Raw genomic sequence first — 15,975 nt, 5'->3', positions numbered from 1 at the left:
TGCGTGGCTACCGGCCGGCTGTTGCCCTGGAGGATCCTCACCTCCCACCACGGAAGGTGTTGCGGTACGCGCGCGGTGACACGCCCAGCGCTTCACGGAAGTGCTGGCGCATCGCGGTGCCCGTGCCGAAGCCGGCCTCGGCCGCGATGCGGTCCACGGGCTCGTCCGTACGCTCCAGCAGTCTGCGGGCGTACTGCAGGCGCTGCTGCCCGAGCCACTGCATCGGAGGCACCCCGGTCTCCTTACGGAACCTGCGCGACAGTGTGCGTACGCTCGTCGCCGCCCGCCCCGCCAGATCCTCCAGGGCGAGGGGCTCACCGAGGTGCTCCAGAGCCCAGGCACGGACCTCGGCGATGGAGCTGTCGTCGGACTCCGGTACGGGACGGTCGATGTACTGGGCCTGGCCGCCTTCGCGGTGCGGAGGGACCACCGTGCCGCGGGCGACGGTGTTGGCGATGTCGGCGCCGTGGTCGCTGCGGATCATGTGCAGGCACAGATCGATCCCGGCAGCGACCCCCGCGGAGGTCAGGACGCGTCGGTCGTCGGTGTACAGCACATCGGGGTCCACCTCGATCTCCGGGTACAGGGCTGCGAGTTCCGGGCAGGACTTCCAGTGCGTTGTCGCCCGGCGACCCGCGAGATACCCGGCCGCCGCCAGCACGAACGACCCGGTGCAGATGGAAGCCAGACGCGCTGATTCCGGCACTTCCTCAAGGGCGGCTCGTACCGCCGGACTCAACTGACCCCGCCGTTGGGGACGGTAGTCCTCGACGGCGGCGGGCACGATGACCGTGTCCGCCTGGCGCAGTGCCCGCGGTCCCAGCGGCACGTTGATGGTGAAGTCGGCCTCCGTGGAGATCTCACCGGGCTCCGCCGCGCACGTCACCACCGAATACAGCGGCCTGCCGGTGGCATCCACCGCAGTGCCGAACAGCCGGTGCACGATCCCGAGTTCCATGGGCAGCAACCCGGAACGAACCAGGACAGCGACCGTGTGCACCCCTTCATCACTGACCATCATGACCAGATTCTTTCACTACGTGTCCAAACGGCCAGTGGTTTCGGGTGTCCGCCGCATTCAACGATGAGGGCATGCAAGAGACAACCCGCCATCACACCGAGGATTCCGGGCGTCGCGCCTGGTGGGTAGCAGCCGTCGCCGGGGTGGCGATCATCGTCGCCGGCGCCTTCTCCACCATGCCGGGCCTTCTGCAGGACCCACTGCGCCAGGAGTTCCACTGGTCCCGGAGTTCCATCGGCCTGGCCGCCTCGGTCAACATGGTCCTGTACGGACTCACGGCTCCCTATGCCGCCGCTCTGATGGACCGGTTCGGCATCCGCCGAGTCGTCATCGCCGCACTCGGGACCGTGGCCGCGGGAGCGATGCTCACCACCGCGATGAACACCGCATGGCAGTTCACTCTGTTCTGGGGCCTGCTCGTCGGCCTGGGCACCGGGTCACTGTCGATGACCCTTGGCACCACCGTCACCAACCGCTGGTTCACGACCCGTCGCGGCCTGGTGACGGGCATCCTCTCCTCCGGCAGCGTCCTCGGCCAGATGGTCTTCCTGCCTGCCCTGTCATGGGCCATCGACCGCTACGACTGGCGGCCCGCCCTCGTCACTCTCGCCCTCGCAGCCGTGGCGATCAGCCCGCTGGTCCACCTCGTACTGCGCGATCATCCCGCCGATCTGGGACGGCGCCCCTACGGCAGTGACATCTTCATCCCGCGGCCCGAGCCTGTCCCCGGCGCCGCCCGCCGCACCCTGACCGTGCTGAGCCGCGCCGCCCGGACCGTCCCTTTCTGGCTGCTCGCCGGCACATTCGCCATCTGCGGCGCATCCACCAACGGCATCATGTGGACCCACTTCACCCCTGCTGCCCACGACCACGGCATGCCTGTCACCACAGCCTCGACCCTGCTGGCATTCATCGGCATCTTCAACGTGGTCGGCACGATCGCCTCCGGATGGCTCACCGACCGCATGGACGCCCGTCGGCTCCTCGCCGTCTACTTCCTCCTGCGGGGCCTGCTCATGGTCAGTCTGCCGCTGACGCTGACCGCCACGGTCAGCGCGCCCATGCTGGTCTTCGTGGTCGCCTTCGGCCTGCTCGATCTGGCGACCGTGCCACCCGTCATCGCCCTGTGCCGGACCTTCTACGGAGAGGACAGTGCCATCGTCTTCGGCTGGACCAACGCGGCACACCAGGTCGGCGCCGCGTCGGCCGCCTTCCTCGGAGGCGTCGCCCGCGACACGTTCGGCAGCTACAACCCCGTGTGGCTCGCCCTGGGTGCGGCCTGCGCGGCCGCAGCCCTGCTGGCCCTGGCCATTCGTCACCACCCCACCACCTCTGCCGACGCCGACCAGAAGGCATACGCCACATCGGCCACGCCGCTGTGACGGCGACAGAGAGCACAGTTCGCACCTGCCCAGGCAAACCCTTCAACCCGCCCACCTCATCGGGCCGTTCCGTGTCGGGGCGAGTTCCCCGGCGCAGTTGCCGCGGGGCCTCGCAACGGGCCGCGCGGCGGTGGGACTGACAGCCGGTGATTCTCGTGCAAGCAACACCTGAGGCTGCTCGCATGCGCTACAAGTGGTGGTTCATCCGACGGCCACCACCGGAGACATGAATGACAACTGCCTCTGCACAGCCGCCAGGGGATGGAGAGGCCGAATCCACCGTGAGCGTCCCCAATCCGAACACCGGTCTACAAGAGAGATCCACAACAGAGGATCCGTCGAGGGAAAACGGCGGTGCGGCAGCAGGAAGAGCCGGGCGTGTGCGCGCATTACGAAAACTGCGCACATGGTTCCTTTTGGCGGTCTTCTTCGCTGTGATCCCAACCCTGGGTCAGCACATCAGTGGAATGCAAAGAACCGACTATCAAAGTCCCGGCCTCCTCGTGCTGGCCGCCAGAGCCGACTTGTTTGTCGTCTCCATGGGCTTGGCCGCCAACGCCCTTGTCCAGTCCTATGACCGAGCGCGCAGCGAGGCTTTGAATTTCTGGGGCCTTGTAAACGTCCTTGTACTGGCCTTCACCACATATCTGGCCGCGACGTCCAGCGGAGAGGGCGTGAGCGAGAGCCGGGTAGGCACTCAGTCGCTGATCATTCTGGGCATCACCCTGGTGAGTGCCGGCCGAACTACGTACCTGTGCGAGAGGGAGTCGACGCGCTGATGGACGACTGGATTTCGTGGGTCGCCTTGGCACCCGTCGTAGGAGCGGCAGTCCTCGCCATTGCGCGCGACCTGTTTGGTGAACTGAGCCACCGTTCCAAGAAGACCACACTGCGGGCCCTGCGAAGCATTCTCACCAGGTTGACGGCCCTTTGGGGACGTAAGGCGGGGGAGGCTCCCGGAGACTCGCACGAAAAGTAACCATCGACCCTCTGAGCCCAGGGCCGTAACTTCCGCGCGCCTTCGCCGTGCGCTCAGTCGGTGCTGCCCGTCAGCGCCCCGTTCAGGAACACCTCCACCAGCTCCCGCGGGGTCAGGTCGGGCTCGTCATCGGTACGCGGCTGGGTGAAGAGCAGCCCGAAGAAGAGGGCCGCGATCAGCTCCGGTGGCCGGCGCAGGGCGGCCCTGTCGGGCTCCAGGAGCGCCACGAGAGCCGCGCGGATACCGGTCGTCGACTCGGCACGGCCCGCGCCGCGCACCGTGCCGGGGGTGCTTGCCGCCGCGATGGCCCGGTGAGCCCATGACCGCGCCCATCCTGGCCATGTGTGCCTGCAGCGCGTCGGCCGCCTCCGCGAGCCGATCGGGCAGCGCCTGGGACACATCGATCGCGTCGAGCTCGCGGACCACGTGCTCGGGGGAGAGCGCCTCGGCGATCTGGGGGCGCGGTGGCGGGTGGCCTGGTTCTCCTTGGCTGCGCCGCCGACCTCGAAGCCGCCGTAAGCGTTCAGGGTAGGTGCCGCCGGTGAGGCGCTCGGAGGCGAGTGCGGCGGGCGAGGAGGGTCGGCCGCGACCGGCGAAGGCCGCCCAGACCCCCGTAACAGTAGGATGGATCCTGGAACGTCGGCCGCTTGAGCGCGCGACGGCCGGGGGCACGCCGGACGGTGCAAGCGCCTGCTCTACCCTCATGTGCGTGGCCGGTCAGCACTCTTCGGCCTCCGAGGGGATCGGCAGAGTCACCTGCGCCGAGGGACCACCGGTGCGGGGCTCGGACACAGGCGTTGGTTCGCCTGTCAGGAGGACCGTTGCACCAGGATCAGCGGGCGGACCGGCCCGGAAGTCACGGAGAGCACCAGATCCAGGGCGAGTTGGGTACCACCAGCCGCGCTGACCGCTTCTACGACGAACAGGTACTGGACCGGCTCAACTCCAGGATGAGGGAGTTCGTCGCCCGCCAGGAGATGTTCTTCCTCGCCACTTCGGACGGGCAGGGCGAGTGCGACAGCACGTTCCGCGCCGGGCCGCCCGGCTTTCTCCACATACTCGATGACACGACCCTCGCCTACCCGGAGTACCGGGGGAACGGCGTCATGGCCTCGCTCGGCAACATCCGGGAGAACCCGCACGTCGGCCTCCTGATGATCGACTTCTCCGAGGATCGCATCGGCTTGCACGTCAACGGCCGGGCCCGACTGGTCCCCGATGAGTCGATGCGCCGGATCCATCCCGACCTGCCCGTCGATCCACTGCCCGGCCGCCGCCCCCAGATGTGGGTCGAAGTCGAGGTCGAAGAGGCTTACATCCACTGCTCGAAGCACATACCCAGGCTTGTCAGAGCACCGCTGCGGCCGCATGCCCCGCAGGACGGCACCACCACCGCCGACGGGGAACGGGCCTGGGGCACGGATGACGTCAAGCGCAAAGGCGGTGACTACTTCAAGGCGGCGGAGGCGCGACGCAATCAGGCCGTGCGGTGATCCACGCGCCGGCCGGTCACCGACACGCGCGCTGCCCGACAGGGATAAAGGAACGGGATAAATTCTAGGCTAAGGTCCGCAGGGAAGGGGAGTGCGAGAGGAGATCGGCATGGCCTCCGAAGAAGAGCTGTTCGCGTCCGTTGACGCGCTGTTGGAGGAGGAACCGCAGCTTCCCCCTCCGGCTGAGCGGGCCAGGCTGCGGGAGGCTGCCGGCATCACCCAGGCGCGCCTCGCGCTCGCGCTGAAGACCTCCACACAGACGGTGAAGAATTACGAGAACGGCAGGTCAGAGCCGAAGTCGCCGCGTCTGGAGGCGTACCAGCGGCTATTGAGGGGCTGGGCGGCGAGGTATCCCACCCAGGGCGCTCCCGTCCCCGCCCCCGCGTCAGCTCTTCCGGCTCCCGCGTCAGCTATTCCGCCCCCCGCAGCAGCCCCGCCGGCCCCCACCGATACGCCCCGGCCGGATCTCCTTTCGCAGACGCACGCACCTGCGGCCGATCCCTCACCGCCCCGAACGGCACCCGCGCCGACGCCGACGCCGACCGCACCCGAACGTCCTGACCGTCACCCGGCGGCGTCCTCGCGGCGACCGGCCACGAGGAAGGGCGCGACGCCCGCCGCCGACCCCCGGTACCCGCACGGGCCGCTGGTCGTGCTCGACGGCGACGGCTCGGCGTACGGCGTCGACGGCATCGTCCTCGAGTGCCCGGCCACCTCCGTCCCACAGCTGGTGGAGTGGACCCTGCGCGAGTCCGGCCTCGGCGCGCCGCGCCTGCACCGCAACGGCAAGGATTCCGACCCGTTGGTGGTGCTCACCCCGGCGGCGGCCGTGAGGCTCGGATTGCCTGAGCGACTGGAAGGTCACGAACAGCGCCGTTCGCTGCGCCTGCCCCATGACCATCCGGTCGTTGTGCAGGTGATGAAGGCGGGGTGGCAGTTGACGCAGCGTGGGTTCGGCCCGTGGGCCCGGATCTACCGCAAGGCCCAGGAAGGCCGGCGGCAGTGCGTGCAGTTGGCGGTCCTGTCGTGGGACGCCTTGGACGAGCGGTCCTGGCCGGGCGTGACGGAGATGGAACCCGCCGACATCGCCCGGGTACTGGGCGTCTACGCGCGGCGTGTCCTCACCCCTCGCGGCAGTACCGCCGTCTCGGGCCTTGAGTTGATGACTGCGCTGCGGCCGCCCACCCGCGCGGTCCGCGACGAGGCCACGGGCAACTGGGTGCCCGGCCACAACCCCGGTTCGCTCGGGACGCAACCGGTGGACCCGGCGCCCCCCGAGGCCACCCCGGAGCATCCCGTGGTCGTCGACTCCGGCTGGAACGGAGGATTCCTCGACGAGGAGGCCTACCAGTGGGTGCGCGAGGTGGACCTGCTGAGCGACGAGGAGTGCCATCTGCCCTACGCGGTCGGCCTGGATCTCAATACCGCGTTCCTCGCCGCCGCCGCCAGGCTCACGGTCGGACTGTCGGGCCCGGAGCACTTCGTCGGCCCGCAGTTCAATCCGAAGATTCCCGGCTCCTGGCTGGTCGACCTGAGCCATGTGGAGCTGGACCCACGCCTGCCCAGCCCCTTCACGCCGACTGGTGAACGGCCGTCCGGCCCTGCCTGGTACCAGACCCACACGGTCGCCTACGCACAGGAGCTGGGCTACAACGTGCGGCCGCTGGAGGCCTACCTGCGGCGCACGACGGGTGCGTACCTGGACCCGTGGCACGACCGGCTCAAGAGCGCCTACGTCGACACCCTGGCCGACCTCGGCGTCACCCGGGACCTGGACGACCGGCAGTTCCTCGCGGCGATGGAGCGGCACAAGGACACCGACCCGGCCCTGGCCGCCGTCCTCGCCGCGATCAAGGCCACCGTCAAGGGCGGTATCGGCAAGCTCCGTGAGCGCCCTCAGGGGCGCCACTACAAACAGGGGGAGCGGTGGCCGGCCCTGGAGCGGCCCACGTGGCGACCCGACATCCGCGCCGCCGTCATCTCCAAAGCCCGGGTCAACATGCACCGCAAGTTGTTGAACATGGCCAAGCTGACGGGACGGTACCCGCTCGCCGTGCTCTCGGACTGCGTCGTCTACCCCAGCCCCGGCCCCTCGCCGCTGGACTTCCTCCCCTACGCGGCCTCCGGCAAGTCCCAGCCCGGCGGCTTCCGCCTCGGTCCCACGCCGGGCCTGGCGAAGCCGGAGGGCGTCCAGGAGATGCTCTGGGCGGTCGACCTGATGGAGAAGGGCCTGAACCCCGCCCGCCACGTCAAGGGCGGCGACGCCGTCCTGGACGACGGCGAGTAGGGCTGACCTGCGAGAGGAACGGACGCCGTGGGAGAAATCGACGACGCCATCGAGCGCGCCGACCAGGAGGCCTTCACGCGCAATCCACCGAAGACGCTCAAGGGCCGGATCAACTTCCTGCTGAGGCAGCTGAAGACGACCCGGGCCGTGGCGGAGGAGCTGGGGGTGAGCCGGCGGTCGGTGGAGCGCTACCGCACGGGTGAGCGCAAGAGCCCGCCGAAGGAGATCCAGCAGAGGATCGATGCCGCCGTCCGGTCCCGGTGGCAGCCCCAGGTCCGCAGACGCCGGCGCAAAGAGGCCGCCTCCACAGGCGGAATCACGGTGGAGACCAGGGCCCGCTTCGGCTACACCGCACCGATCGGCACGACCGACGACGGCCGCTTCCGCCGACTCACGGTGCACCTCCCCCCGGCCTACGCGCAGCAGCTGTTCGAGGCCCGCGAAGCAGGCGCCGGCGACCAGCGACTGCGGCAGATCATCGCGGACGGATTCAAGGAAACCTATTTCCAGGACGGTGGAGCCCGGGCACTGGGACTCTCCGACGTCGCCCTCAACGACATCGACTACATCGACCTCGACTACTGAGGCCGTCCGACCGGTGGCCCCGGACCAGCGGCGGGTTGAGCCGAAGCGTTTTGGTTGTCACATAGGCAGACTTGTTGTCACCGGCGGGGCCGCAGGACGTCCGGGCCGTTCCCAGTTGCTGAGGACCATGTCTCGGATGGGGTGGAGGCGAGGCTGCCCCGGGAGCCGGATGCGTTCTTCGGTGGGGGATCCAACGGCGTCGCTGCAGGCGACCATCGTTCAGCCCGGTCGGTCGGACAGGTTCACGGCCCTCGTAGACGAACTCGAGCTCGCCGACGTCGGGGTGGGGTGTGTCGATTCCGCGGCTGATCCTGGTTGTTGAGGTTCGGTTGCCGGCCGGCGTGAGCCTGCCTTCGAAGGCGATCTGAGCCAGCTTCGGGCGGTAGACCTCCGGCTGCTCCTGCGCCAGCTGCCGGTAGATGGAGACCGTCGGCAAGCGCGTCACCGCCCCCGTCACTCCCTGGACGCGCCCCTGGCGGCGCCCTCGCACCGGTCTTCGTTTCTGGTGACAGAAAGACTGCTGAATGAGGGCCTGTGACAAGTCGAATGCCTCGCTTGTGACAACCAGGCTGCTTCGACCGTTCCCCTTCACCAGCTCAGCCGGTCCCGCTGTGACAACTCCTGAGCTTCGGCTCACGGGGGGCCGCCGCCTTCGAGCCGGTCCTACAGCACCTGGTGGCCGGCCGGGGAGCCGCCGGGGTCGTCGGCGAGTACGACGTCGGCGGTGATGCGTTTTCCGACCGGCTCGCGGTGGATGGCGAAGCCGACGCAGACGGCAGCCACGATCTCGAGGCCGTGCTGTCCGATCCGGCTCGGGTCGGGCGCCAGGATCGCCGGCAGCTTGGTGCTGCTGTCCCACACACTGGTCCGCACGGCCCCGTCCACGATGTCCAGGGTCAGCAGGCAGGGGCCGGGAGCGTACTTGCGGGCATTGGTGACCAGCTCGCTGACCACGAGCTGCACCATTCCCATGGCCCGGCTGGAGACCGGCAGGCCGTGCACCGTCTGTACCCGGGTCAGGAACGTCCGGGCCAGGTCGCGGGCTTCAGCGATCCCGGTGTCGCCGTCGAACGCCGCCGACACGGAAATGGCCCTGGTGGACAGCGGATCCGGGCCGTTTCCTCCCACTTCATGATCCATGGGGGCCGTCGCGTCCTTCGAGTATTCGTCCAACACGAGCCGCGCCTACCCACAAACCGCCAGGCAATGCCTCCGGCCGCCCGCAAGCGAAAATCCGACGGCGATCGGTGTCAGATCACGTCGTCCAGTTCGGCCTGCATCCGAGAGGCCTCGACGTCGCGGGCGACCGCCTGCGCGAGCAGCATCCGCAGCACGAGCACGATGAGCGCGACCCCCAGGATGGCCAGACCGATGCCGCCCATGATGACGGTGACGCCCGGGTCGTCCTGCTGGCCCGGCGCGTTGAGGATCGTGACCGCGAACCACACGAGGGCGGCCGCCGTGATCGAGCCGATCACGACATCCACGTACCGGAAGGCGGCGGGGGAGAACACGGTTCCGCGGCGCACCATCGTCACCAGCCGCCATACGCAGACCAGGGCCGCCTGGGCCGCCGCCAGGCCCAGGATCGTGATCACGCGCAGCGGGGTCAGCGGGAGCGACCCGTCCTCCGGGTCGCTCCCGCCGGCCAACGCCCACACCATCGATGCCTGGACCAGCACGGTGCCGACGAGCAACACCACGAGCACGGCGCGCAGCGCGCACACTGCCAGCTTCCCCATGACCCATCCTTCAATCGACTCACGATGGGAACCTATCGAATGTCGATAGGTCAGGCAAGGGGTGGCAGGGGGCCTACGCGCCCAGTGGGCCCTCTCCCTCTAGAAGGTCAGATTCCAGGTGTCGATGCGGCCGGTGTCCTGTGTCGCGATGTCGCGGACACGCAACTTCCACGTACCGGACGCGGTCTCGGACGCGGCGTCGACGGTGTACGTCTTCACCACGTCGTCCGCGCTGTCGCCGTCGGCGAAGTCCTCCAAGGGGTAGACCGATCCGTCAGGGGCGACGAGCGACAGCACCAGGTCGCCGCGGTACGTGTGCTTGACGTCCACGCCGACCTTCAGCGCGGCCGGGGCATTGCCCGCCACACCGGTCACGGAGATCGCGGACTCCACCGTGGCGTTGTCGGCGACGGTGACATCGGTGGTGTTCTCGAAGTACCGGCCCGGCTGCGGCACGGTGCCACCGATGGCCTTCAGAGCATCGACCTGGCCCTCACCGAAGAAGGCGTTCTTCGCCGTGGTGCCCGTGCAGCGGCTGTCGGACGGGCACGCGGTGTCCGTGGCCTGGGACCCCAGCCGCGCGCGAAGGTCGGCGGGGGTGGCGGCCGGGTCGGCGCTCTTCAGCAGCGCGGCGACGCCCGCCACGTGCGGTGAGGCCATCGACGTACCGTTCTTGTCCCCGTACTTGCCACCGGGGAGCGTGGAGTAGACGCCATAGGCTCCGTCGCCGCCCGGGGCCGCGACGTCGATGACGTCCCGGCCGAAGTTGGAGTAGGACGCCTTGATGTTTCCGTTGCCCATCGCCGCGACGGTCACGACGCCCGGCAGTTCCGTCGGGATGTCGACGCAGGCGTTGGTGATGGTGCGGTTGACGGGGGTCGAGTCGTTCGGGCTGGAGTTGTCGGTGCGCTTGTTCGCCAGGTCGTAGTTGGAATTGCCGGCTGCCGCGACCTGGAGCGAGCCCTTGCCCTCCGCGTACTCCTGTGCCCGGCGCACACCCTCGATGATGGCCGCCTGGTCCGGGTCGTCGGGGCAGTTGAACATCCACGGGTCCGTGTAATAACTGTTGTTGGTGACGTCGAAGCCGTGGTCACCGGCCCACATGAAGCCGCAGATCGTGTTCTCGGCGAAGAACATGCTCGTACTCGGCTCGGCGATCCGCACGGAGGCGATCTTCACGCCCGGTGCGACGCCGACCACTCCCTTGCCGTTCTTCGCGGCGGCGATGGTGCCCGCCACGTGGGTGCCGTGGGTGCCGACGTCACGCCAGGCGCCGGCTCGGGTGTCGGCCTTGCCGTAGGCGCAGGAGGCGGAGTCCGCCGCGTCGAAGTTGGGCGCGATGTCCTGGTGCCGGTCGTCCACTCCGGTGTCGAGGACACCCACCGTGACGGACGGGGATCCGGTACTGACGGCCCAGGCCTTGTCGGCGTTGATCCTGGTCATGTCCCACCGCGCGGTCTCGGTGAGTGTGGTCGGCGACTGCGCGGGAGCGCTCGGCAGGGTGGGGGAGTAGGCGTCCGCGGGGACGTCCGAGGTGCGGGTCGCCCCCACCTTCTGCACGCCCGCGACGGCGCGCATCGCGGTGGCGAAGCCGGCCGAGGAGGAGTGGGCGACCACCACGCCGATCGCGTCGTAGTGCGCGAAGACCGAACCGCCGTTCGCCGTCACGGCGTTGCGTGCGGCAGAGGTGTCACCGGGAGCGGTGATGACGAGGTAGGAGCGGGTGCCGGCGGCCCATCCGGCGGCGGATTGGACGGGCGTGGCGGCGCGGGCCGCGGCCGGACCCGGCGGCATGCCGGTGTCCACGTCGGCCGCGCCGGCAGGGGTGGCGAGCGCGAGGGCCGCTCCGACGGCGGCTACGGACAGCAGCGAGCGTCTGAGACGGTGCCGGGATATGCGGGGGGTTGTCACAGCATCCTCCGAGAGCCCGGGGCCATGGATGGCGCCGACCGGGCCGTGGGCTGAATGGGTCGACGCAAGATTTCAGATGAGGGCATGACAAGGGAAGGGTCTGCGGCGCATCCATGGTCGTGAGCAGGCAAGTGGGTGGCTCCGCTCCGGATCAAGCCCGGACAGGACGGGTCCGGCGACCGGTGGCATGGCCCGTCCTTGCTGCGCTGGAGGGCCGCGTGCCTCACCGCGTCTGTCGAACCGGCCATGGCGCGCCTCGCCGACGCGCTGGTGGCGATGGGAAGTCACCGCGGTCCGTCGTTCGGGAAGGTCGGCCTGATCGACGCGGGCGGGGTCTCGCGGGAGGCGTCGTGCGAGCAGGCCGCGCTCGGCTTCGGGCTGCGCTGCCTGGCCGAGGCGGCTGCCCGTGAGGGGAGGATCGCGGGCGCCCGCGACCCTCTGGAGCAGCGGCTCCTCGAACTCACCGCGGCGGTGCGGCCGCGTGCCGAGTACTCCGTCGTCCATGGCGAACTGGGGATGGACCACGTACTCGTGGACCGGGACGGTAACCCTGTTCTGATCGACATCGAGGGCCTGATGTACTTCGACGTCGAGTGGGAGCACGTGTTCCTGCGGCTCCGCCATCCCGACGGCCACGTTCGGCGGCTGGCGGTGGAGGGACTCGACGAGGAGAGGCTCGCGCTCTACACACTCGTCCAGCGCCTGTCACTGACGGCGGGTCCGCTCCGGCTCCTCGAGGGAGACTTCCCCGACCGGGCATTCATGCAGGCAATCGCCGAGCACCACGGCAACGAGGCGCTGGCACTGGTCTCGGCTTGTGGTCCGGCCGGTCGCCGGGGCGGGGAGCCGGGGCGGTGCCGACGGGACCTCGGGGGCATCGTCGAGGTCGGCCTGGGTCAGCCGGAACTCGGCCGGGTACAGGTCACGCCGGGCGCGGCGGTCCGGCTCCGTCGTGCGCCACGTGTAGCGGCAACGGTCGCACTGCAGGGCATCCCACACCCCGGGTACGGGGGAGGCGGCGACGTTCGTGACGGCGTGGTACGCGCAGCGGGGCCGTACATCGGCCGCTACGTGCTGAACGGCACCGGACCGCCCCGGCACGGTCTTCTCCAAGGATCCGGCCATGCACGACGCCACAGCATCCGCTTCGGCCCTCCGTCCGAACGTCAGCACCCCGTGAGGCAGGGCCGAAGCGGGTTCTCCGCGCACCACAGCGCAGGACAGCGGCATCCAACGTTCCTGCCCACGGCGGGAGATGGGCGACCGAATCCCTTGCTATGGTGCGCCGATGTCATCGATCAGGCAGTTCCAGGTCACGTTCGACTGCGCAGAGCCTGCGCGCCTCGCCGGCTTCTGGTGCGAGGTGTTGGGGTACGTCGTACCGCCGGTCCCGCAGGGGTTCGCCACGTGGGAGGACTACCATCGCTCGCTGCCGCCCGAGGATCAGGTCGTCTACTTCGCATGCAGTGATCCCTCAGGCGTGGGCCCGCGCCTGCTCTTCCAGCGCGTTCCGGAAGGGAAGGTGGTCAAGAACCGCGTACACCTCGACGTGCGGGTCGGCACGGGGCTCGTAGGTGAAGAGCGCCTTGCCGCACTGGAGGCCGAGTGCGCACGACTGGTCGCGCTCGGCGCGGTGCACGTACAGACGATGGTTGCCGATGAGGACAACGAGTCGTGCATCCTGATGCAGGACATCGAGGCCAACGAGTTCTGCCTCGACTGAGCATCCTGCGCGACGGCGAGACCGGGGTGGCACCCTGCCTCCCGGACTCCGGACGGAACATCGGTAGTCCCTCTTGACGTGGTGGGAAAGGCGCCTGACACTCCAAAGGAGAGTTCCCTAGTGCATGGGTAGGAAATGATGGGGCGTCTGGAGCCGACCACCGAGCGTGCCCTGCGCGTCGGCCGGTCTCCTCTGCTCCTCACTTCCCGTCGTCACATCGATCTCCTGCGGGTCTGCAGCGCCGCGAGCCTTCTGCGCTGAACCGGGGTGTCAGAGGCACCGCACTCCGCCGCGTGCGGGTGTGCCCATGCCCCCGCGTGCCCGTTCCGCGCGCTGCCCGCCGCACCTCCCAGAGCCGGCAGCCGGATTCCGGACCCAGGGAGACACATGCCGTCCACGCCCCTGACCACCGTGCCGTCCCTCCCCTCCTCGCGGCCCTTCCGAGGCAGGATCGGCTGCGACGCGAACAGCGGCTACTACGCCGTGCCGCGCCGCTACCGCCTGCACCTTTCGCTGTCCTGCCCGAACTGTCTGCAGATCGCCATCACGCACGGCCTGCTCGGTCTCGAGGACACCCTCCCGGTCGTCCTGCTGCCGGTGATCCCCGACAGGCCCGACGGCGGGCACTCCGCGCTGCACGCCTTGTACGAGGCCAGCTCGCATCGGCACCCCGGACCGGCTGTGGCACCGGTGCTGAGCGACGACTGGACGGGACGGATCGTCACCACGCACTGCTCACACATCCTCCGGGACCTGGCCCGCCACTTCGACGGTGAGGTTCAGGACCGGCCCCTCCTCTACCCGCAGGGTGCGGACAAGGAGATCGAGGCCGTCGAACGCCTCTGCGAGGACCGCATCGACCACGCCGCACAGGTCGCCGGGCGGGCCGACATCGACGACGCGGCGCGTCACACCGCTCTCGGCTCCCTGCTCCGTGTCCTGGGCTCACTGGAGTGGCGGCTCGCCCGCCAAGACTTCGTCCTCGGGGACGAGATGACCGCCGCCGACGTACGGCTGTGGGTCGCCCTGGTCCAGCTCGACATCGTGCACCGCCTGCACCTCGACGCTGCCACGGTCCACCGCATCGCCGACCATCCCCACCTGTGGCGCTACCACGCCGCCTTGCCGCCCGCCCCGCCTTCGGCCGCCATCTCGATCTGGACGGCATCGCTCACAGGCACCACGCCCGTTGCCAGGGCCTGGAGGCTGCAGGGGCAGCGGTACAGATCCTGAACTGGGCGGGTCACATCGCGGACAGCGCCGCAGGAGCACCTGCCCGCGCCGGTACGAACGGACGCACGGCCTGACCACGCCCGACGCCACTGCGCGTACCGGCGATCTCTCGGCCGGCTCGTGAGCCTCGTCACGAAGAGGTGTCGACGGGATGCGGAGGAGCAGGAGAAAGGTTGGCATATACATCTGATCGAGATTCCGCGCCGGGCGGGCGACCCCCCGGCGCTCAGCGGAGAGGCGCCATGAGCCAGCACACACCCGAGAAGCCCGCCGACGTCGTGGCCCGGCTGCGCGCCACATTCCGCACCGGACGCACCCAGCCGGTGGAATGGCGCACAGGCCAGCTGCGCCGCATGCGGGCGATGCTCACCGAGCGGGGCGCCGACCTCGCCGCCGCCCTCCACGCCGACCTCGGCAAGAGCAGCACCGAGGCCTACCGCACCGAGATCGACTTCACCATCCGGGAGATCGACCACACCCTGGACCACCTCGACGGGTGGTTGCGCCCCGAGCCCGCACCCGTCCCCGCACACCTGGGCGCCGACGCGACCGCCTGGACGCGGTACGACCCCCTCGGCGTCGTCCTCGTCATCGCCCCGTGGAACTACCCGGCCCAGTTGCTGCTCGCCCCGGTGGTCGGCGCGCTCGCCTCCGGGAACGCGGTCGTGGCCAAGCCGAGCGAGCTGGCCCCGGCGACCTCCGCCGCGCTGGCCGAGCTCCTCCCGGCCTACCTCGACACCGACGCGGTCGCCGTGGTCGAGGGCGGCATCCCGGAGACCACGGCCCTGCTGGCGGAGCGGTTCGACCATGTCTTCTACACCGGCAACGGCACCGTCGGCCGCATCGTGATGCGCGCCGCAGCCGAGCACCTCACCCCGGTCACCCTGGAACTCGGCGGCAAGTCCCCGGTGTTCGTCGACCGCGACACCGACCTCGACGTGGTCGCCGACCGGTTGGCCCGCGGCAAGTTCATCAACGCCGGGCAGACCTGCGTGGCCCCCGACTACGTCCTCACCACCCCGGAGACCGCAGGCCCCCTGGAGACCGCTCTCGTCCGCGCCGTCGACGCCCTGTACGGCGCGGACCCGGCCGCCTCTCCGGAATACGGCCGGATCATCAGCGAGCGGCATTTCGACCGGCTGTCCGCCCTGCTCGACTCAGGCCGTGTCGTGACCGGCGGTGGCAGCGACCGCACCGGCAAGTACATAGCGCCCACGGTGCTCGCGGACGTCGACCCGAAGTCCCCCGTGATGCAGGAGGAGATCTTCGGGCCGATCCTGCCCATCGTCACCGTGGCCGGCCTCGACGAGGCGATCGACTTCATCAACGACCGCGCCAAGCCCCTCGCGCTGTACGTCTTCAGCGAGTCCGGCGAGACGCGCGAGCGGATCGCCGCGGAGACCTCCTCCGGCGGCCTCGGATACGGCCTGCCGCTCGCCCACCTCACCGTCTCCGACCTGCCGTTCGGCGGGGTGGGGGAGAGCGGCATGGGCAACTACCACGGCAGGTACTCCATCGAGACGTTCAGCCACCGCAAGGCGGTTCTGGACAAGCCGCTGCACTGAACTCGTCGTTCGGGCGCGCACCGCACCACCATCGCCGTTCGTGAGGATCCCGGC

Annotated in this window: 11 protein-coding genes and 4 pseudogenes; 9 read left to right on the top strand and 6 right to left on the bottom strand. The window is 69.5% G+C overall.

Translation table 11 applies throughout. The annotated features are described in order from the left end of the window. Nucleotides 1-37: 37 nt before the first annotated feature. Nucleotides 38-1,021, bottom strand: a complete 984-nt coding sequence (locus tag ACZ7EG_RS25795) for a GlxA family transcriptional regulator (RefSeq protein WP_471083362.1) — start codon at nt 1,019-1,021, stop codon at nt 38-40. A gap of 71 nt (nt 1,022-1,092) precedes the next feature. Between ACZ7EG_RS25795 and ACZ7EG_RS25790 the strand changes: the two genes are divergently transcribed. Both ACZ7EG_RS25790 and ACZ7EG_RS25785 read left to right on the top strand, forming a co-directional pair. Further along, nucleotides 1,093-2,403 (top strand): MFS transporter, encoded by a 1,311-nt coding sequence (locus ACZ7EG_RS25790; RefSeq protein WP_471083360.1) that lies wholly within the window; start codon nt 1,093-1,095, stop codon nt 2,401-2,403. Nucleotides 2,404-2,684: 281 nt separating this feature from the next. Beyond that, on the top strand, nt 2,685-3,182 hold the full coding sequence (locus ACZ7EG_RS25785) for a hypothetical protein (RefSeq protein ID WP_471083357.1): 498 nt from the start codon (nt 2,685-2,687) through the stop codon (nt 3,180-3,182). A gap of 253 nt (nt 3,183-3,435) precedes the next feature. Here ACZ7EG_RS25785 and ACZ7EG_RS25780 read toward each other — a convergent pair. Next, nucleotides 3,436-3,835 (bottom strand): annotated as a pseudogene (locus tag ACZ7EG_RS25780) (TetR family transcriptional regulator); the annotation flags it as partial. Between the two features lie 419 nt (nt 3,836-4,254). On the opposite strand from ACZ7EG_RS25780, the pseudogene ACZ7EG_RS25775 reads away from it, so the two are divergent. The 3 genes and pseudogenes from ACZ7EG_RS25775 to tpg form a co-directional block, all read left to right on the top strand. Next, a pseudogene (locus ACZ7EG_RS25775) lies at nt 4,255-4,863 on the top strand (pyridoxamine 5'-phosphate oxidase family protein); the annotation flags it as partial. 121 nt (nt 4,864-4,984) lie between these two features. After that, nucleotides 4,985-7,162: a telomere-associated protein Tap gene (gene tap / locus ACZ7EG_RS25770; protein ID WP_471083354.1), complete on the top strand. Its 2,178-nt coding sequence runs from the start codon at nt 4,985-4,987 to the stop codon at nt 7,160-7,162. A 27-nt stretch (nt 7,163-7,189) separates the two neighbouring features. Further along, nucleotides 7,190-7,747 carry a telomere-protecting terminal protein Tpg gene (gene tpg / locus ACZ7EG_RS25765; RefSeq protein WP_471083351.1) on the top strand — a complete coding sequence of 186 codons (558 nt, stop codon included), beginning with the start codon at nt 7,190-7,192 and terminating at the stop codon, nt 7,745-7,747. Between the two features lie 663 nt (nt 7,748-8,410). On the opposite strand, the gene ACZ7EG_RS25760 is transcribed toward tpg, so the two are convergent. The 3 genes from ACZ7EG_RS25760 to ACZ7EG_RS25750 form a co-directional block, all read right to left on the bottom strand. After that, nucleotides 8,411-8,887: an ATP-binding protein gene (locus ACZ7EG_RS25760; RefSeq protein ID WP_471083348.1), complete on the bottom strand. Its 477-nt coding sequence runs from the start codon at nt 8,885-8,887 to the stop codon at nt 8,411-8,413. A 110-nt stretch (nt 8,888-8,997) separates the two neighbouring features. After that, complete coding sequence (locus tag ACZ7EG_RS25755) at nt 8,998-9,489, bottom strand: DUF2975 domain-containing protein (protein ID WP_471083345.1); 492 nt, start codon at nt 9,487-9,489, stop codon at nt 8,998-9,000. Between the two features lie 99 nt (nt 9,490-9,588). Continuing rightward, on the bottom strand, nt 9,589-11,400 hold the full coding sequence (locus ACZ7EG_RS25750) for a S8 family peptidase (protein ID WP_471083343.1): 1,812 nt from the start codon (nt 11,398-11,400) through the stop codon (nt 9,589-9,591). 240 nt (nt 11,401-11,640) lie between these two features. Between ACZ7EG_RS25750 and ACZ7EG_RS25745 the strand changes: the two are divergent. Continuing rightward, nucleotides 11,641-12,210, top strand: a pseudogene (locus tag ACZ7EG_RS25745) (phosphotransferase); the annotation flags it as partial. Here ACZ7EG_RS25745 and ACZ7EG_RS25740 read toward each other — a convergent pair. Next, entirely contained in the window at nt 12,106-12,525 is a 420-nt protein-coding gene (locus ACZ7EG_RS25740) for a non-oxidative hydroxyarylic acid decarboxylases subunit D (protein ID WP_471083340.1), read from the bottom strand. The pseudogene ACZ7EG_RS25745 and the gene ACZ7EG_RS25740 overlap by 105 nt on opposite strands. A 163-nt stretch (nt 12,526-12,688) precedes the next feature. Here ACZ7EG_RS25740 and ACZ7EG_RS25735 point away from each other — a divergent pair, with 163 nt between their 5' ends. From ACZ7EG_RS25735 to ACZ7EG_RS25725, 3 genes and pseudogenes are all read left to right on the top strand, one after another. Then, the gene (locus tag ACZ7EG_RS25735) at nt 12,689-13,123 is read left to right on the top strand and encodes a VOC family protein (protein WP_471083337.1); all 435 of its coding nucleotides are present in this window, start codon (nt 12,689-12,691) and stop codon (nt 13,121-13,123) included. Nucleotides 13,124-13,510: 387 nt separating this feature from the next. After that, nucleotides 13,511-14,430: pseudogene (locus tag ACZ7EG_RS25730) on the top strand (glutathione S-transferase C-terminal domain-containing protein). Nucleotides 14,431-14,598: 168 nt separating this feature from the next. Beyond that, nucleotides 14,599-15,921 (top strand): aldehyde dehydrogenase family protein, encoded by a 1,323-nt coding sequence (locus ACZ7EG_RS25725; RefSeq protein ID WP_471083334.1) that lies wholly within the window; start codon nt 14,599-14,601, stop codon nt 15,919-15,921. Nucleotides 15,922-15,975: the final 54 nt, after the last annotated feature.

It is taken from the genome of Streptomyces sp. NPDC037100 (assembly GCF_055606225.1).
This window is presented reverse-complemented; position numbering and strand designations above follow the sequence as displayed.